Origin of the sequence: Aeromonas sp. s1(2024) (genome assembly GCF_040908005.1) — a bacterium.
Lineage (GTDB): Bacteria > Pseudomonadota > Gammaproteobacteria > Enterobacterales > Aeromonadaceae > Aeromonas > Aeromonas caviae.
Map to the genome: position 1 here is coordinate 25,126 of NZ_JBFOCW010000070.1, position 18,509 is coordinate 43,634.

Here is an 18,509-nt window from a genome sequence, read left to right on the forward strand (position 1 = left end):
AGACCTCGGAGGCAAGGAACATAGTGATGTTTAGACGCTGCTTTCTAGGGCGGCGTATTGTACGAAATCACCTCTCCCACTGCAACTGGCGAAGCAAGATGTTTTTCTCGATGAGCCCGATACAAAACTTTAATTGATAACAATTATCATTTAGATCCATACTCTCCTCATATCCCCACGGAGGATGACAGTATGCAACCTGCGCTCACCACGGCCATCCCGGCCCGCAAATTCAAGCTGACCCTGCTCGGCCCCGCCTTCATCGCCGCCATCGGTTATATCGACCCGGGCAATTTTGCGACCAATATCCAAGCCGGCTCCACCTTCGGCTATCAACTGCTGTGGGTAGTGGTGTGGGCCAATCTGATGGCCATGCTGGTGCAGACCCTCTCGGCCAAGCTCGGCATCGTCACCGGCAAGAACCTGGCGGAGCACATTCGCGACCGGCTGCCCAAGCCGGCGGTCTGGGCCTACTGGGTACAGGCGGAGATCATCGCCATGGCCACCGATCTCGCCGAGTTCATCGGCGCTGCGGTCGGCTTCAAGCTGCTGCTCGGCATCACCCTGCTGGAAGGTGCCTGCATCACCGCGGTGGTCACCTGGGGGATCCTGATGTTGCAATCCCGCGGCCAGAAGCCGCTGGAGTTCGTGGTGGGGGGCCTGCTGCTGTTCGTGGCCGCCGCCTACATCGTCGAGCTGGTGTTCTCGCGCCCCCATCTGCCGAGTCTGCTGGAAGGGGCACTCTTCCCCGGTCTCCCCAATGGTGATGCTGTCTATCTTGCTGCCGGCGTGCTTGGTGCCACCGTGATGCCCCATGTCATCTACCTGCACTCGGCCCTGACCCAGCATACCCAGGAGCAGGGCACGGTGACCCAGCGGCTGCACAGCACCCGGGTCGACGTGGCCATCGCCATGACCATCGCCGGCTTCGTCAACCTGGCCATGATGGCCATGGCGGCTGCCGCCTTCCACAGCTCCGGCAATCAGCAGGTGGCCGAGCTGGAAACGGCCTACCAGACCCTCACGCCCCTGCTGGGCCCGGCAGCCGCCACCCTGTTCGGCCTCTCCCTGGTCGCCTCCGGCATCTCCTCCACCGTGGTGGGAACGCTGGCGGGACAAGTGGTGATGCAGGGCTTCGTGCGCTTCACCATTCCGCTCTGGCTGCGCCGAGCCATCACCATGGCCCCCGCCTTCGTGGTGATCGCCATGGGCCTCAACACCACTGAAATCCTGGTGTTGAGCCAGGTAGTGCTGAGCTTCGGCATCGCCCTCGCTCTCATTCCGCTGCTGATCCTGACCGGTGATCGCGCCCTGATGGGGGCACATCGCAATCACCCCGTCACCCAGGCCGTGGGGCGCCTCATCGTCGCCCTGGTGATCGGCCTCAATGCCTATCTGCTGATCACCACCCTCTAACGCCATCTTGAGGCTCATTGACCCGGGTTGATGAGCCTCTTCGCACTTTCGCGTATGCTGCTCCTTTCCCTTCTCATCATCTCGTTGCGGGAGCCCTGCCATGGAACATACCCGAGCCAGCTTCGTACTGGGCCACCATCAGGAACAGGCCAGCGTCGTCTGTTGCAAACAGGGGGATCCGACCCTGCTGGTCACCGACCTCACCCCCTTTCATCCCCAGAGCCACCTCTGGCCCGATCAACCCGGTGACGTGGGCACAGTGCGCTGGGAAGAGGGGGAAGCGGCCGTGGGCCCCTGCCGCATGGGCGCCATCAGTCCCGAGGGCGAGCTGTTCGTGGATACGGAGATTCCGGTCAAGCGGGGGGCGGATGGGTGGGCTTTCGTGGTGGTGCATCCCCTCGCCGGTTCCCATCACCTTGCCATTGGCTCGCCTGTGGAACTGACAGTGGATGCCGAGGCTCGCCATGCCCTGAGCCTGGGCCACAGCGCCTGCCACCTGGTGGCACTGGCCCTCAATCGGGCGCTCACGCCCTATTGGCGAAAGGAGACAAGCGAGCTGGACGCTCTCGGGCAGCCGGATTTCGATCGCCTCGCCATCCAGCACTCCCGGGTCGAGCCCAGAGGATCAAAGGAGCAGTACCGGATCGGCAAGAGCCTTCGGAAAAAGGGAATCAACAGCGAGGCATTGCTGGCCGACCTCGACAGGATAGCGCTCCAGGTCAACGAGCAGCTGATGCGCTGGCTCAAAGAGGGAGGCGAGATCCGCCGCAGCCGGGCCGGTGATGCCATCATCGATTCCCGCTACTGGCATGGCATGGTGGACGGTCGGGAGATCACCATTCCCTGTGGCGGCACCCATGTAAGCACTCTGACCGAGTTGGGCCAGGTTCAGGTGACGCTGGCCTCCAGTGAAGAGGGATTTACCCTCACCACCCGGGTCACTCCCTGAACCACCACAGCCTTCCTGATGCCGCACCGCCCTGACCGGGGCGGTGTCCCGACAGAGAGACCGCAGGCAGATCAGCGCGGCGGTATCTCACCCCGGGCTGACGACCACATGGCCACGGGGTAGCAAAAAAACCATGCGATGCACCACGGATGAGGGGCCACTTGCCCCTTTCCTGGCACCTGACGATGTCAGGCAGGCTCCCTTCGCATCCCCATGTGAGGGATGTCATCTTCCAGATACCCTTCCCCTTCGGCCACGAAACCATGCTGGCCGTAAAAACCTTGCAGGTGGGCCTGTGCACCGAGCCAGATACTGTGTGCAGGCCAGCGTGCCTCGCACTCTCTGACCGCTTGCACCAGCAGGCGGTGACCCAGTCCGCCCCCCCGCGACGTGGGAGAGGTAACCACGCGGCCGATGGCGGCGCCGCTGCCATCACCAATGCCGGGTGCCATGATGCGGGCATAGGCGGCCAGCAGATCGCCCTGATAGCCGAGCAGGTGCCAGACCCCTTCGCGGCGATCGAGCCCGTCCAGATCCTGGAAAGGGCAGGTCTGCTCCACCACGAACACCTCGGCGCGCAGGGCAAGCAGCTCATACAATTCATCAGTGGTCAGCTCGGACCAGGATTTCATACTCCAGTTCATGAATGACTCCTGTTTAATGGGGTCTGACAGCATAATCTTGCTCCCGACGAGGGGCATTAACCTTGGTTAAGTTGCCCCCCTTCTCATCCAATGCGGACATGGCCGACAAAGAGCCGATCTCTGCCCAGGTTCATCGGCAATCCCTTCTGGCTCAACCCTGATCGCGCGTTTTCAACCGCCTGCGGATGCGGCTCAGGCTGATGGGGGTGATCCCCAGATAGGCGGCAATCTGGTGATCCGGAACCCTGGCATCCAGCGCGGGGAAGCTTCGCAGAAAATGCTGATAGCGCGCCTCTGGGCCCCCGGTCAGCAGCAACAGCTCTTTCTCCTCCTTGATGCGCAGTTGCACTTCAAGGAGATGGTGATACCAGGCGGGCCAGCAAGGGAGTCGGCGCAGATCCGCCAGCGGAAGAAGCTGCAGCCGGCAAGGCTCCAGCGCCTCCACGCTGTAGCGGGCGGGCTCACCACTGAGCAGGTGGTGGAAGTCGATAAACTCGTCCCCCTCCCAATAGAACTCCTTGATGTACTCGCGGCCATCCGCCAGCACCACCTTGGCCCGCAGCAACCCCTCCTCCACTCTGACCAGCAGCGCCGGACTGTCGCCGGCATGCCAGAGGCAGGTGCGAGGGGGCAAGGTCAGGGAGCGGACAAAAGAGAGGAGGCGCTCGGCCTCCTGCTCATCTGCAACCCGTTCCCAGACAAAGGGGGGTCTGTCGGTCATCGTCTTGTCAGACGCGGCGCTGGCGCACGGCTTCGAACAGGCAGACACCGCTCGCCACCGAGACGTTGAGGCTGGATACTGCCCCCGCCATCGGGATGCTCACCAGCTCGTCGCAATGTTCGCGGGTCAGGCGGCGCATCCCCTTGCCTTCGGCCCCCATCACCAGCGCCATGGGGCCGGTGAGTTTGGCCTGATAGAGATCGTGATCCGCCTCGCCGGCGGTACCCACGATCCAGACGCCGCGCTCCTGCAGCTCGCGCAGGCTGCGGGCCAGGTTGGTGACCTGGATGAGCGGCACCACTTCGGCGGCGCCACAGGCGACCTTGCGCACCACGGACGTGAGGCCTGTGGCCTTGTCCCGCGGCACGATCACCGCATGTACCCCGGCCGCATCGGCACTGCGCAGACAGGCGCCGAGATTGTGCGGGTCGGTCACCCCATCCAGTACCAGCAGGAAGGGCGCTGTCTCTTGCGCCGCCAGACCGTCCAGCAGGCTGGCCAGGTCGTGCTCGGCCAGCTTGGGCGCTTCAATCACCTTGGCCATGATGCCCTGGTGATTGTTGCCTTCCGCCTTGTCATCCAGCGTCTTGCGGTTCACGCTCTGCACCCTGATACCGAGGGATTCCAGCTCGGCCAGCAGGGGATGCAGCCGCTCGTCATCGCGGCCCTTGAGAGCCCACACCTCGATGAAGCGCTCGGGGGTGCGCTCCAGCAGCGCGGAGACGGCGTGAATGCCGTAGATCAGTTCAGTACTCATTTAGTGCTCTTGGCCTTGTCGCGAGCCTTTTTGCTCGGTCGTCTGTTGCTGGGCTTGGCACGGCCACCCTTGTCGGATTTACCGCTCTCCTTGCCCTCTTTGCGTTTCTCGTGGCGCTGGGCGCTCTTGGCCTTCTCTTTCTTGATCTCGGCCTGCTTGCGCGCCATCTCCTTGGCGTTCTTGCCGGTGGCCTTGAGGGGCTCTTCCACCATCACGAAGTCGATCTTGCGATCGTCCAGGTTCACGCCCATCACCTTGACCCGCACCTTGTCACCCAGACGGTAGCGGCGGCGGAAGTTCTCGCCGATCAGCTGCTGGTGCAGCGGGTCGAACTGGTAGTAGTCGTTGGTGAGGGTGCTGACGTGCACCAGACCGTCGATGTGGATCTCCGCCAGACGCACGAAGAAGCCAAAACCGGTGACGCTGGCGATGACGCCGTCAAACTCGTCACCCACGTGATCCAGCATGTACTCGCACTTGAGCCAGTCTGCCACGTCGCGGGTGGCATCATCGGCACGGCGCTCCGTCATGGAGCAGTGCTCGCCCATCGGGTCCACTTCTTCCAGCTGGTAGTGGTAGCCACCGCTCGGCGTCCACTTGTGGCGCAGGTTGCCCTGCTGCTCCTTGGCGGTCTGGTACTTGATCGCCCGGTGCAGGATGAGATCCGGGTAACGACGGATTGGCGAGGTGAAGTGAGCGTAGGACTTCAGGGCCAAGCCGAAGTGACCGATGTTGTCGGCCTGATAGATGGCCTGACGCATGGAGCGCAGCAGCATGGTGGAGAGCAGTTCCGCATCCGGGCGCCCTTCGAATTTGGCGGCCAGGTCGGCAAAGTCCTTCGGCTCGGGCTCCAGGCCCCCCTTGAGCTCCAGACCCAGTTCGGCCAGGAAGTCGCGGAAGCCGGTCAGACGCTCCTCGCCCGGGCGGTCGTGCACCCGGAACAGGGCGGCGGCCTCGTTCTTCTCGATGTAGCGGGCGGCTGCCACGTTCGCCTGGATCATGCACTCTTCGATGATCTTGTGGGCGTCATTGCGCACCAGCGGTACGATACGGTCGATCTTGCGCTGGGCGTTGAAGATGAAGCGGGTCTCCTCGCTCTCGAACTCCACCGCACCGCGTTGATGACGGGCATGCTTGAGCGCCTTGTAGAGGTTGCTCAGCTCCTCGATGTGGCCCACCAGCGGATCATACTGCTGACGCAGCTTGGGATCCCCGTCCAGGATCGCCGCTACCTTGGTGTAGGTCAGGCGAGCGTGGGAGTTCATTACCGCTTCGTAGAACTTGTAGCCGGACATGCGGCCGGCGGCGGAGATGGTCATCTCGCACACCATGCAGAGCCGGTCGACCTGCGGGTTCAGGGAACACAGACCGTTGGAGAGCACCTCCGGCAGCATGGGCACCACGAACTCGGGGAAGTAGACCGAGTTGCCGCGCTGATAGGCTTCGGTGTCGAGGGCCGTGCCCGGTTTCACATAAGCCGAAACGTCCGCGATGGCGACCCACAGGCGCCAGCCACCACCGCGCTTGGCTTCACAGAAGACGGCGTCATCAAAGTCGCGGGCGTCTTCCCCGTCGATGGTCACCAACGGCAGGGCGCGCAGATCGATGCGACCCTCTTTGGCCTTCTCCGGCACCTGCTCGCCGAGACCGGCGACCTCCTTGGTCACCTCTTCCGGCCAGGTGTGCGGAATGCCGTGGGTACGCAGGGCGATCTCGATCTCCATGCCGGGCGCCATGTTCTCACCCAGGACTTCCAAGACGGTGCCGACCGCATTGAAGCGGGCAGTGGCGCGCTGGTTGATGCGCACGACCACGACCTGGCTCTGGCGAGCTCCCTTGTTCTCCCCTTCCGGGATGATGATGTCCTGGCCGATGCGGCTGTCATCGGGTACCACGAAACCGACGCCGTTCTCGACGAAGTAACGACCGACGATGTCCGCCTCGCGGGATTTGAGCAGGCGCACCAGACGCGCTTCCTGACGACCCTTGCGATCGATCTCGGTCGGCTGCACCAGGGCATAGTCGCCATGCATCAGGCGCTGCATCTCACGGTTGTTCAGGAAGAGATCCGCTCCACCACCCTCGGGGCGCAGAAAACCGAATCCATCTTTGTGGCCAAGCACATAGCCTTTGACCAGATTCAGGCGATCCGGCAGGGCGTAACATTGGTTGCGGGTGAACACGAGCTGCCCGTCGCGCTCCATGGCGCGCAGACGACGTCGCAAGGCTTCCAACGGCTCTTCATCGGTCAGCTTGAGGACCTTGGCCAGCTCTTCCCGGGACATGGGTTTTTCATGGCCCTTGATGAGCTCCAGCAGCATCTCGCGACTGGCGATGGGGTTTTCGTATTTTTCGGCCTCGCGTTGGAGGAAAGGATCTTTTTGAGACATAAGCAGGCCTTAGGGTAGGTAATAACGCAGACATTATATCGGAGGGGGGAGCTAATGGCATCCATCGACTGCCTTTTGGCCATTCTCTCTGTCATACTGGACACAGTTTGCAGGTATGTGAGACTCGGAACTCATGAGCAAGGACTCGTTCGCCCAATCTGCCGCCTATTTGAAACAGGCGGTTCCCCTGATGATCAAGTATCAAATTCCCACCACGCCGAACAACTATCACCTTTGGTACAGCTATGTCTCCGGCGACATGCCCGAACTCAACCATGCCGTCGATCAGGCGATAAAACAACAGGGGACCTTCTCCCTGACCACCTGTGAGCGTCTCTACCACCAGCACCTTGCAGCCCAGGACGAGCAGCAGATCGAGGCGATGAAACTCAACCTGGCGGCAATGGCCAGCGAGCTGAGTCACTCGATGCAGGATGCCATCTCCGATACCGGGCTGTTTCAGGAGATGCTCGACAAGAGTTTCGACAAGCTGAGCAAGATAGACGACGAGGGGCTCAGCCTGGAAGACACCATGGGGATCCTGCGGGATCTCGTGCGCGAGTCGCGTGACGTACGCATGTCCACCCTCCACTTTCGCAACCAGCTCAGCAGCGCCGAGAAAGAGATAAAGGAGCTGAAACAGGCCCTGAACGAGACGAGGAAGCTGGCCACCGAGGACCCGCTCACGTCTCTGCTCAATCGACGCGCCTTCGATCTCGAGATGGACAGCCTCATCCGCAGCAAGCAGCCCTTCTCCCTGATCCTGACCGATATCGATCGCTTCAAGAACTTCAACGACGAATACGGACATCTGCTGGGGGACCAGGTGCTGCGCATCGTCGGCAAGCGACTGCGAGAGGCCAGCAAGGAGGGCATAACCGCCTATCGCCTGGGGGGTGAGGAGTTTGCCCTCTTGGTGCCAAACCGCGCCCTGGCGCTGACCCGCCAGATGGCCGAGAGCCTGCGTCGCGTCATCGAGCGGATGTCAATTCTGGATCGCAAATCCGGGCGACGCATCGATCACATCACCGCCTCGTTCGGCGTGGGGGAATACATCCCTCAGGAGACGGCAGACACCCTGATCGAGCGTACCGACAAGCTGCTCTACAAGGCCAAGGAGCTGGGACGCAATCGGGTGATGCCACTGCCCTCCTGATCCCACCAGATGCAAAAAGGCCGGTCATTGACCGGCCTTTTTCATGCTTTCCTTATCGGGATCAGAGGCTTTTCAGCTTCTCTTCCGGCAGGGCCAGCTCGTCATTGTGGTTGACACCGATACCGCGCTCCAGCACATGGCGGGCGATGGCATGGGCCTCTTCCAGCGAGTGCATGCTGTAAGTACCGCACTGGTATTCGTTCAGCTCAGGGATCTTGCTCTGCTCCTGCACGGTCAGCACGTCGCTCATGGCGGCCTGCCAGGCAGCGCCAACACGGGCTTCATCCGGCGCACCGATCAGGCTCATGTAGAAGCCGGTGCGGCAGCCCATGGGAGAGATGTCGATGATCTCCACCCCATTCCCATTGAGATGGTCACGCATGAAGCCGGCAAACAGATGCTCCAGAGTATGGATGCCGCGCTCGGAGAGGATCTCCTCGTTCGGCACGCAGAAACGCAGGTCGAACACGGTGATGGTGTCCTTGTTCGGGGTCTGCATGGTCTTCGCCACCCGCACTGCCGGGGCGGCCATGCGGGTATGGTCGACGGTAAAACTGTCCAATAACGGCATTTCTGACTCCTGATTTGGTTACCAGAACCAGCCCCCGCTGGAGAGCTGATCCTTGCATTGTCGATACTGGGCACCGTAGCGCTGGGCACGGGCCTCCACCTTGCGGGAGACCTTCATCAGCCATCCCTTGCTGCGGTAGCTGCCACGTCGGTAGCCCCCCCAGCCTTCGTGATAATTGAGATACTGGCCATAGGCATCCCACTTGGACGTGCCGTTGAGCCGCTGTGCCTTGTGAGTGTACCAGCCCATGAAATCGATGGCGTCGGCAAAGTCGTCGCGATCGCTCCAGCCGTTGCCGGTTTCCCGCTGGTAGTCGGCCCAGGTTTCGTCTTTCACCTGGGCATAGCCGTAGGCTGAACTGGCCCGCCCGGTGGGGATGAAGAGGAAATACTGCATCGGCGGCTGGGCATCGTGCACGAAGGAGGACTCCTGGTACATCATGGCCATCACTACCTGGACAGGTGTCCCCCACTTCTCGTTCATCTTGAGCGCCGCCTCGTGCCATTCGGGTTTCTCCCGAAAGATCTGGCACAGGTTTTCCGGCTGGGCCGGCGGCCGGGTACTGCACGCGGTGAGTGCCATCAAGCACGCCGCCACGACCCCGATACGGTACAACGACATCAGAACGACAGACTCTTGCTGTTCATCACAGGGCACATCCACCACATCAGATCGCGTCTTCGTTCTCTTCACCAGTACGAATACGAATGACGCGCTCTACCTCGCAGACGAAGATCTTGCCATCACCGATCTTGCCGGTACGCGCTGTGTTCTGGATGGCTTCCAGGCAGGCATCGAGATCCTCGTCCTGCACCACCAGCTCCACCTTGACCTTGGGCAGGAAGTCGACCATGTACTCGGCACCGCGATAGAGCTCGGTATGGCCCTTCTGGCGGCCGAACCCCTTGACCTCGGACACTGTCATGCCGTTGATGCCGATCTCGGCCAGGGCCTCGCGCACATCGTCCAGCTTGAACGGTTTGATGATGGCTTCAATCTTCTTCATGGTGACTCCTTACCAGTTCTGTTTGCCGAACCCGGACGTGATGGGATAGCGGCGGTCCTTACCAAAGTTGCGAGCCGTGATGCGGGGGCCGACGGCGGCCTGACGGCGCTTGTATTCGTTGAGATCCACCAGACGGATCACCTTGCGTACCACCGCCTCTTCGAAACCTTCCGCCACCATGTCGGCGACAGACGCATCCTCTTCCACGTAGCGCTTGAGGATGGCATCCAGAATGTCATAGGGGGGCAGGCTGTCCTGGTCCACCTGATCAGGTGCCAGTTCGGCCGACGGGGGACGATCGATGACCCGCTGCGGGATCACGTACTCCACGCTGTTGCGATATTCGCACAGCTTGAAGACCAGGGTCTTGGGGACGTCCTTGAGCACATCAAAGCCACCCGCCATGTCGCCATACAGCGTGGCATATCCCACGGCCATCTCGCTCTTGTTGCCAGTGGTCAGCACGATACGGCGGCGCTTGTTGGACAGCGCCATCAAGAGTACACCGCGGCAGCGGGCCTGCAGGTTCTCTTCGGTGGTGTCGCGGGCGTTCCCTTCAAACAGAGGTGCCAGCTGCGTCATGAAGCCTTCGAACATGGGTTCGATGGAGATGATGTTGAACTCCACCCCCATCCGCTCGGCCTGCTCCTTGGCATCCTCCACGCTCATCTGGGCGGTGTATCGGAACGGCATCATCACCGCCTGCACCTTGTCCGCCCCGATGGCGTCGGCCGCAATGGCCAGGGTCAGCGCCGAGTCGATACCACCGGAGAGGCCCAGCACGGCGCCCTGAAAACCGTTCTTGGTGACATAGTCGCGCACCGCCAGCACCAGGGCCTGATAGGTCTCGGCCAACGGCTCCAGCGGTGCGGCGGGTTCCCGCTCCTTCACCGGCTGACCATCGGCAAAGCGCACCAGCGCCAGCTCTTCGGCAAATGGAGCAAGCTTGTGGGTCAGCTCGCCCTGGCTGTTGAACACTTTGGAGCAGCCGTCGAAGATCAGCTCGTCCTGGCCGCATACCTGGTTGAGGTAGATGAGCGGCAGGCCGGTCTGATCGCAGCGTTCCGCCATCAGCTCGCGGCGGATCCAGGGTTTTTCCTGATCATAAGGAGAGGCATTGATGGTGAGCAGCAGCTCGGCCCCCGCCGCCTTGGCGGCCAGCGCCGGACCCGGCTGCCAGAGATCTTCGCAGATGAGTAGACCCAGATTGTGACCACGGAAGGGAACCACACAAGTCTCGGTCGAGACGGTGAAGTAGCGCTTCTCGTCGAATACCCCGTAGTTGGGCAAATCCTGCTTGAAGTAACGGGCAATCAGCTGGCCCTGCTCATAGAGGGAAGCCGCGTTGTAGAGCGCCTCTCCTTCACGCCAGGGATGCCCCACCAAAATGGCACAGTTGCCCTGCCATTCGACAACACGAGCCAACGCGGCTTCGACCCGGATCATCAGGTCGGCGCGCAGCAACAGATCTTCTGGTGGATAGCCGGTCAGGGCCAGCTCGGAGCAAACCAGCAGATCGGCACCTTGCTGTTCGGCCTGAGCGGCCGCAGCGAGCACTTTGTCAGTGTTATCTTCGATGGCGCCTACCGTCAGATTCAACTGGGCAAGCATCAGAGAGAGGGCTTTTGCCATGGCGATGCATCTTGAATTCGAAAATGATGGGGAATGATAAAGAAAAGGGGGGCAATCTGCCAGTTCAAGACAGGCGTAACCGTGTGACAGCAACCAGCGGGAAGGATAAGCTGTAGATAGTCACGGAACGACAGGCCTTCGCAGATATGAAAAACGCCGGATTTACCCTGATGGAGTTGATGATAGCCATTGCGCTGGGCGTCATTCTGTTGGGGATTGGTATTCCTTCCCTCTCTAACCTGCTTGGCAGCAATAATTTGGCGACACAGGAAAAAAGCCTTCTCAACCACTTAAACTATGCCAGACAACAGGCTATCTCTAACCAGCAAACGGTTACTCTCTGCCTGACCACTATCAATAATTCTGTAGAAGAGTGCGTTACTGCCAATCAAAATGGAGCGACCCGGCAGATCGCTTTTATCGATACTAATAGCGATCAGAAGCTCAATGGCAGCGAAACAACTCTGACGGCAAGTCCCGAGTTTCCTGCAGAACTGGCCATTTCTGCAGATGCACAGGCGCTGCGCTTCACCCCAGATGGCACCATTACGTCTGACAGCGAGGTCACCTTTTCACTTTGTGTAAGCGGCGAAAAGGGCGTTCAGATTGAAGTTATGCCTGCCGGACGTGCCCATAGCCAGGCAAGTGGTGCTGTATGTCCATGACCTGCGTTAACTACCGCGAAACACACACGAGCACAAAAGGATCCATTTCAATCCAATAACTATGCTTAGAGTCTCTTTTGAACAAGGACTCATACGCTATGGCACGAAATGGATTTACCCTGCTTGAGTTTTTGATATCGGCAAGCCTGACAACCATCCTGCTGACCTTGGGACTGCCGTCATTGGCAAATCTGCTAACATCTACCGACAGCGACATCTACACAAGAAACCTGCAGGACCACCTGATCTTCGGCCAACGGCAAGCCATCACACAGCAGCAACCCGTCACAGCATGTCTTGCCCTGCCTGTCAGAAACTCCACAAAAGAAGGTTGTGTACTCGCAAATCAAACCGGCGCTCAGCGCATGCTTATCTTTATCGACACCAATCAGGATCGCCAATTCGATATTGCAAATGGCGATATCTTGTTATCAGCAACAGAACCCTTTCTTGAAAAACATACCGTGACGGCCAATCGACAATTTGTGCGATTTAGTCCAGATGGCACTGCGATTGGCACCAATATGACACTCCGGTTTTGTATCGACCAGGCACCCCGAGTCGATATCATCGTTTCCCCATCCGGCAGAAGCAGAAGCGAAAAAAAGGGGCTGAGTTGTTCTTAGCCCCTTTACCCTACTCAATAACCAACGTTATCTGGGTTGGATTTCATCTTGTTTTTTTGCATCAGCCAGCGAAAAGGTAGCCGCCAAAGGAACGCACTCGATTACCTCTGTGACAAGATGCACCACCCCATCAATCTCATAACCTTTCTGTTTAAACACCCTGACCAGATTTGCCTTGCTCGTATCAGCAACCGGTTGCTGCAACACCATCTGCACGCCACCTTCCAGAGTGACATAACATTTCATGTCTTCCGTTTGAGCATGAACCAACAAGGGTAAGCCCACACACCAGAGCAGCATGCGTTTCATCCCTGTTCTCCTTCATAGAGATAGATTTTCTTGGGGGACATATCCATTTTTGCCTCTTCCGCACCTTGTGAGCATTCTCCTTCACCGGTACAGCGCTCAGGCTCTCCCTTCCCATCATCTTTGAGGATGACCTCCTTGCCCGGAGCACCACCTATAATCCTGATCCGGCCATCATCCCCACCATGAATAACCAGATCATCAGCAACCTTATTTTGCACCTCTACGTAACGCTGAATAACTTCCTGATTGTTGCTATCCAGTACATATTTGAACGAAGTGCCATAGTGCATATCAATCATATATTGGCGCATGGCACCGATCGATTGAATCGTACATTGTTGGAAGTCCTGTACCTGAGGTAAGAAGGAGGTGAAATAAAGCTTGCCTTGCAACACCAAACCAGCCCCCATTGATTTTTCACCGCTTTCATTGAGCCAGAATTTCCATCCCAACTTGCTGGTCAACGCCTTGGTGGTGTTTACAATCTGATCTTCATTCAAACCCGTAAAGGGATCACTGGTCACATCGTAGAGATCGTTCAGTGTGATACTTGATGGCACCGCTGGTTCAGACGTTGTCCCAAACAAGGTTGGATTAACATTGTAGTCACGTAGCATCACATACACATTTTGGGTTGTCGCTTCTGAGGAAGGACGATTTCTATCACCACTGCCTATCAATACGGCATCAAATGGACGCTCACTGTAAAGATAATTTGTACCATCATACTTCCAACCTTTATTGATGGTGCGCACCAATAAGGGCTGAGTAAAGAAGCGACGGTCGTCTGCCAGTTTCTTATCACCCTCACTTAAATGGGCATTACCCAAACTGGCAAATTTGATGGCCGTCCATTTGGATTTTTCTGTCCCCTTCATGTCGATGCGCCAGATCTGGCCACCGGTATCTCCTGCATAGATTCGGTCTGAAATACCATCTCCATCACTATCCAGCACGGAGACAGAGCCAGGCATGCTATAAACCATGCCTGCAACTTGTTTGTTGGTTGCACTGGCCGCATCTGGGGTAAAGCTGAACAACAGCGTGCCGGCCTCAGCATCCACGATATAAATACCCAACCCTTCACTGTCTTCAGCCCCCTGGCCCAAATAGCTCTTGGCCTGATCATAACCTCCAGAGAATATCAGGACTGGCTTATAGGTTTTTTTACCATTGGTTTCTGTGTAATAACCGGGAATAAACGCAACCTCGGGGATCGACCAGGTTTCACCCAGGTTGCTGAAACCGGCGCTGTTTTTATCCAACCGCCACATAAGCGAAGGGGAGTCCGGATCGGATATATTCAACGCATAATAGGCCTTGCCACCACCGCGCAACCCGGTAAATAACCACACTTTGTCACCTTGTGACGACTTGATATGACCATCTTTGACTTGCTCATTGACCAGCACAGTGGGCGATGAATCTACACCATATAGATGAGCCGATGAATCCAGGTTTTCTCGCAGCGCTTTCTGACTGGCAATAAATTGATAGGGCATAACGGCCCAGCTTTCATCAACCGTGGTGCCGCTGTCTTTAAACATATGCAAGAAGCCGGCATTACTTCCCATCACAATGCGCAAGTCAGGTGTACATGTAGTCTGTCCTGTCGACTTTGTACAACCGTAGTTGATCACTAATGGCCGTGAATGCAACGGGTCACCAAGAATATGCTCCCGATTATCTGTTCTATCACCATCCTGATTCTCATCAAACGCATCAATACCCTTGGTCCAATTAAGCAGGTCATCCATGCTATCAGCACTATCAAGTTTCATGACAGTGCGTAGCTGCGTCGCCCCGCCTGCCATACCCTCAAGAGCAGACTGGCTAAAGGGAGTTAATGTATTAGTGGAAGGGGGAATAATATAAAGATTGCGATTGGTTTTAGCTGCCAGCATCTCTTGTACCCCACCCTCGGCAACCTTGTTACCATCACTGGTGGATGACCAATAGGTTCTTGCTGACTCAAGAATTGTTCCATCACTGGATATCGCAGGTAAGCCACTCTGATCGACTACATAACCCTTATCTGGATTCAGAACCAGCTTTTTAAGATTGCCCTTCCATCGTGGACCAGAACCAGGCTCAAACATTGCATAATAAATATTATTCAGACTGCGAGTACGGTCAAAGTTATTAGTGGCAATGGCGGGAGAGACCAACGAGGTATTCATTTTCAAGATAGCTAGCAATGATGATTTTAATGCTTCGTTAAGTTGGGTTGCATCGGTTGCTGGATAGTATTTACCCCCACCACGACGAGCGGTCTCTGCCAATAATGCACCGGCCCCCTTAATTGCTTCATCTCCAAAACCCACGGTGAATGTTGTGACTGTTTGTTTGCCTATAGCCGAGGTGTTTACATCATTGTTTTTCATATATCCGGCAAGTGCAGCAAGATAGCTTTTTTCACCAGAAGACCCATAACTAACCAAGCCGCCATAAGCAACCTTATCCTCTGTAGATAACGTGCTGATCAGGTTGGCGACAAGGGAATCTGCTGCTTTATCATTGGTTGGTTCACCATCTGTCATATAGATGATATAACCATTATTGGAACATTTATCATAGGGGGTTTTATATATACCCGATGTTACTTCAGCATTGCTATCCCGCTTTGGAGTACGATTTACATCATCGTCACCAAAGTACACCCCCAAACCGCCAAAGTATCTATATGATTCATATAGTGTTTCACATAAGGGAGTCCAAGTGTCAGAGCTCAAACTATTTACCTTGTCAATCAAATCCTGCGCACCGCTTTTACCAGAGGTGAGGATGGCATCGTTACCTACAATATTGCGGATTATTCTTCCGCCATTTCTACTACCTGGTTCATTGCCATCATTGTAGTTAAAAACAGCCAGACCAAAATCGACAGCTGGCGTAGCCAAAACCAGTTCTTTGACTGCATCCTGAGCAACTTTCAATCGAGTTTGTGTTGACACACCTGTACTACCGTAATACCAACGGACATAATTTGCCGTAAATAATGAGATCTGGGTAGAACTACCACTAGCAAGAGCATTGGCTACATTTGATGTGTAAAACCAGCTTCCCGTTGTGCGATTTGGCTTGTCAACGGGATAACCATCAACAATATATGTTGAATATGGACCTGAATATTGATTGTTTGCGTTTTTCTCATCAATATCTTGCTGGCAATCTGCAATTATTATACTGTAAATATCAAAATCATTTAGAGAACGCCAACGCCCCTTTCTATTTTTATCATATATTTCATATCCCCAAACTCGTGACTGAAATCGGCCCACATTATTTAGAGGGCCTTTAGATGTCGCACATGCATTTAAGTTCTCACTAAAACGTTTGGTACTGTTGATAGTGGGAACTTTTCCATCACTGGAGAAATAGATGAAGCGATTACTATTATTAACATCTGGATCATTAGCCAATGATGGATAACTTATCGATGAGTCATAAGGCTCTTTAGCAACTTCGGTTGTATTTTTCATACTCCCCGAGTTATCGAAAATAAAGAGCACCTTAGGGCGGAAGTCCCCCGCCTTGGCAAAGTCATAAATAAACAACTCGGTATCATCGGAATAGCCAGTGCCTACAGCTAAAGATGTCCCTGATATTCCGCAACACAATACCAGCAAGCTTGTTAATAAACAGTTCCTTATGTTCATTACTGGCTCCCTAATTGGCACTGAGCAAGGGTTGTTCTACCCCGGCAGTAAAGGTCATTTGGCTATTCACCTTGCCATAAGCACTGGATGTGGTGGCTTCAGCATAACGACAAGCTGGCGTTACATTCTGGCTACTGGCTTCAAATTTGCGTTTACATACACTTTCTGTATTGACTGTCAGGGTTGTAGCTGGAGTAGTAGTGCCTATTGCAGCTGAAACCCCAATAGCCTGTGTTGCAATTTGTGTTGAGAGAGAAGTATCGCTCAATGCAGACTCCAGAGTACCTTCAACTTCGTGCTCCACTCGTTGCAAACTGGCACTAGAACCCGCCATCTTCAGACTCATACCACTGGACTGCATGACGACTACTGCAATCAGAGTCAAGGGAACCAGAATAACCAGTGCAACAATTAATGCTACACCCTGGTTTTTTTTAACCAATCTCATGTTCCACCTCGGGTGGTAATTTGTTGATTGCGTAATGCAATACTGCTTTCCAAGAGCAGACGGCGATAACCATCACCACCACCATCAACCGTGATATTACCGAGTTGATAGCTATTGTTATTCTTATAGCGACTTGACTCCCGAGCAGCTCTAATCAGCAAGAAAAGCCGAGCCCCCAATACTCGCCCTTCATTCCAGCGCTGTGTTGTCATTTGGTCCGTTGATATATATCTGTCTATACGTCCATCAGGGATCAAGGAGTCGTCAACACCATACATCAGCACCATATGTTCAACGCCTTCGGCCATAGCGCCACCAATCAGAGCAGAACCACCATTGACGGTCAAATAGCGCTTGCGTAAAACAGGAACACCATCTTCTTGTGACAGGTAATAAATATAGTGCTGGTATTCCCAGATCTGGCTCTCATTATTGGCACCAAAGAGTGGTCGGGTTTCACTTCCCTTGATGATTCTCGCCTCCTGACTATTGGCTGCCATATAAAAGCGGTTTGTATCCAATCCCTCTGATGCTGGTATAGGACGCCCTACCAGTCGCTTGATACTGATAACATCCGAGTTTTCCACCCGATCAGCAGCGAGAATACAAGCGAATCCAGCCAATCCTTTGGTGGTTGATACCCGGCTTACCCATAGCCCCCTGATGGAACCAGCATTTGATGGCAAACTACCGACAGAGCGCTCATCCAGGCAATCGCTACTAGCAGGAACAATGCTGCCAGCACTGAGGCTCAGAGAAGAACCAACTTGTGTTGACTGGCCGGTATAAGCCCCAAAAAAACCAGCCCATTTGATATCTTGGCTAATCAGCCGAATGGCCAGCCGACCATTCTCCTGTAATTCACTTTGATCAAAGGCATCTTCAGAGCTGGAGCGAGACATCACAAAAACAGTGAATACCCCCGCCAACAAAAATAGACCGAGCAGCATAGCGACCAGCCACTCTACCAGCGTGAAACCGCGAGAAATCATAAAGTCGTCGTCAGAATAAACTGGCGCCTCGAAAGATTATTTGCTGTCGAGAGTTGACACTCATTGATCAGCGTTGCTGCGGCAGCAGCAGCTCCCCCATCAGATATCTCTTGCTTGCCAGCCCAGAATATCCCGACAGCCAATACATTATTGGCCCGCCGCACCACGCAGCCTATCGGTGAAATCAAGGAAGATGCCGCCCCCGAAACACTGGCCCCAAGCAAGGCTTGTTGCCAGTAGTGAAGGTCGGCATTACGTAAATCTGCAGCACTGCACGCACTGATTGTGCCATCTGCAGCGGCGCATGTCGGGCGTGGCAAGTTGGCGGCAAGATTAACGGTTACTGCACCGGATGCGGTCCAGCTATCGCGATTTATTCGTACTCGTTCAACCATATCGTTAGCCAACCAGCTGGCGATAGTACGCTGACGAGCTTCATAACTGGCAAATTTGGAATGGGTTTGCAAAGCAACCAGACCAAGCAGCCCCAGTGACAGGATGACTGCGGTGATCATCACCTCCAGCAGGCTGAATCCTCTCTCATGTGATGAAACATGAATGGCCATGG

Annotated in this window: 18 protein-coding genes; 5 read left to right on the plus strand and 13 right to left on the minus strand. The window is 55.8% G+C overall.

All coding sequences use genetic code 11. The annotated features are described in order from the left end of the window. Positions 1 to 192: 192 nt before the first annotated feature. Entirely contained in the window at positions 193 to 1,416 is a 1,224-nt protein-coding gene (locus AB5Y70_RS17170; protein ID WP_323937333.1) for an Nramp family divalent metal transporter, read from the plus strand. 100 nt (positions 1,417 to 1,516) lie between these two features. Beyond that, the gene (locus tag AB5Y70_RS17175; protein ID WP_042014877.1) at positions 1,517 to 2,365 is read left to right on the plus strand and encodes a hypothetical protein; all 849 of its coding nucleotides are present in this window, start codon (positions 1,517 to 1,519) and stop codon (positions 2,363 to 2,365) included. Between the two features lie 188 nt (positions 2,366 to 2,553). On the opposite strand, the gene AB5Y70_RS17180 is transcribed toward AB5Y70_RS17175, so the two are convergent. The 4 genes from AB5Y70_RS17180 to rnr form a co-directional block, all read right to left on the minus strand. Then, positions 2,554 to 3,009, minus strand: a complete 456-nt coding sequence (locus tag AB5Y70_RS17180) for a GNAT family N-acetyltransferase (RefSeq protein WP_042014879.1) — start codon at positions 3,007 to 3,009, stop codon at positions 2,554 to 2,556. A gap of 151 nt (positions 3,010 to 3,160) precedes the next feature. Next, positions 3,161 to 3,730, minus strand: coding sequence for a Crp/Fnr family transcriptional regulator (locus AB5Y70_RS17185; RefSeq protein WP_010673116.1), 570 nt, complete (start codon positions 3,728 to 3,730; stop codon positions 3,161 to 3,163). Positions 3,731 to 3,737: 7 nt separating this feature from the next. Next, a complete protein-coding gene (gene rlmB / locus AB5Y70_RS17190) occupies positions 3,738 to 4,487 on the minus strand; it encodes a 23S rRNA (guanosine(2251)-2'-O)-methyltransferase RlmB (protein ID WP_041214488.1) in 750 nt (249 codons plus the stop codon). Continuing rightward, positions 4,484 to 6,877 (minus strand): ribonuclease R, encoded by a 2,394-nt coding sequence (gene rnr, locus AB5Y70_RS17195; protein WP_010673114.1) that lies wholly within the window; start codon positions 6,875 to 6,877, stop codon positions 4,484 to 4,486. Before rnr ends, rlmB begins: the two co-directional genes overlap by 4 nt. 133 nt (positions 6,878 to 7,010) lie before the next feature. Between rnr and AB5Y70_RS17200 the strand changes: the two genes are divergently transcribed. Then, positions 7,011 to 8,033, plus strand: a complete 1,023-nt coding sequence (locus AB5Y70_RS17200; RefSeq protein WP_010673113.1) for a GGDEF domain-containing protein — start codon at positions 7,011 to 7,013, stop codon at positions 8,031 to 8,033. Between the two features lie 61 nt (positions 8,034 to 8,094). Here AB5Y70_RS17200 and luxS read toward each other — a convergent pair whose 3' ends face one another. The 4 genes from luxS to AB5Y70_RS17220 are packed head-to-tail and all read right to left on the minus strand — an operon-like array spanning position 8,095 to position 11,242. Then, positions 8,095 to 8,604, minus strand: coding sequence for an S-ribosylhomocysteine lyase (gene luxS / locus AB5Y70_RS17205; protein ID WP_043153085.1), 510 nt, complete (start codon positions 8,602 to 8,604; stop codon positions 8,095 to 8,097). Positions 8,605 to 8,622: 18 nt separating this feature from the next. Continuing rightward, positions 8,623 to 9,225: a transglycosylase SLT domain-containing protein gene (locus AB5Y70_RS17210; protein ID WP_041214486.1), complete on the minus strand. Its 603-nt coding sequence runs from the start codon at positions 9,223 to 9,225 to the stop codon at positions 8,623 to 8,625. A gap of 46 nt (positions 9,226 to 9,271) precedes the next feature. Further along, positions 9,272 to 9,610, minus strand: a complete 339-nt coding sequence (gene glnB, locus AB5Y70_RS17215) for a nitrogen regulatory protein P-II (protein WP_005308848.1) — start codon at positions 9,608 to 9,610, stop codon at positions 9,272 to 9,274. Between the two features lie 9 nt (positions 9,611 to 9,619). Next, complete coding sequence (locus AB5Y70_RS17220; RefSeq protein ID WP_319855189.1) at positions 9,620 to 11,242, minus strand: NAD+ synthase; 1,623 nt, start codon at positions 11,240 to 11,242, stop codon at positions 9,620 to 9,622. Between the two features lie 146 nt (positions 11,243 to 11,388). Between AB5Y70_RS17220 and AB5Y70_RS17225 the strand changes: the two genes are divergently transcribed. After that, positions 11,389 to 11,907 (plus strand): GspH/FimT family pseudopilin, encoded by a 519-nt coding sequence (locus tag AB5Y70_RS17225; RefSeq protein ID WP_069554505.1) that lies wholly within the window; start codon positions 11,389 to 11,391, stop codon positions 11,905 to 11,907. Between the two features lie 98 nt (positions 11,908 to 12,005). Continuing rightward, entirely contained in the window at positions 12,006 to 12,533 is a 528-nt protein-coding gene (locus tag AB5Y70_RS17230) for a GspH/FimT family protein (RefSeq protein WP_109111800.1), read from the plus strand. 27 nt (positions 12,534 to 12,560) lie between these two features. On the opposite strand, the gene tapY2 is transcribed toward AB5Y70_RS17230, so the two are convergent. The 5 genes from tapY2 to pilV are packed head-to-tail and all read right to left on the minus strand — an operon-like array spanning position 12,561 to position 18,507. Further along, a complete protein-coding gene (tapY2, locus tag AB5Y70_RS17235) occupies positions 12,561 to 12,842 on the minus strand; it encodes a type IVa secretion system protein TapY2 (protein ID WP_019445572.1) in 282 nt (93 codons plus the stop codon). Continuing rightward, positions 12,839 to 16,501, minus strand: a complete 3,663-nt coding sequence (locus AB5Y70_RS17240) for a PilC/PilY family type IV pilus protein (protein ID WP_319855188.1) — start codon at positions 16,499 to 16,501, stop codon at positions 12,839 to 12,841. The genes tapY2 and AB5Y70_RS17240 overlap by 4 nt, the downstream gene beginning before the upstream one ends. 10 nt (positions 16,502 to 16,511) lie before the next feature. Then, a complete protein-coding gene (tppD, locus tag AB5Y70_RS17245; RefSeq protein WP_102949173.1) occupies positions 16,512 to 16,949 on the minus strand; it encodes a type IVa pilus pseudopilin TppD in 438 nt (145 codons plus the stop codon). Continuing rightward, on the minus strand, positions 16,946 to 17,941 hold the full coding sequence (locus AB5Y70_RS17250; protein WP_319855187.1) for a PilW family protein: 996 nt from the start codon (positions 17,939 to 17,941) through the stop codon (positions 16,946 to 16,948). Before AB5Y70_RS17250 ends, tppD begins: the two co-directional genes overlap by 4 nt. Beyond that, positions 17,938 to 18,507 (minus strand): type IV pilus modification protein PilV, encoded by a 570-nt coding sequence (gene pilV / locus AB5Y70_RS17255; RefSeq protein WP_102949171.1) that lies wholly within the window; start codon positions 18,505 to 18,507, stop codon positions 17,938 to 17,940. Before pilV ends, AB5Y70_RS17250 begins: the two co-directional genes overlap by 4 nt. Positions 18,508 to 18,509: the final 2 nt, after the last annotated feature.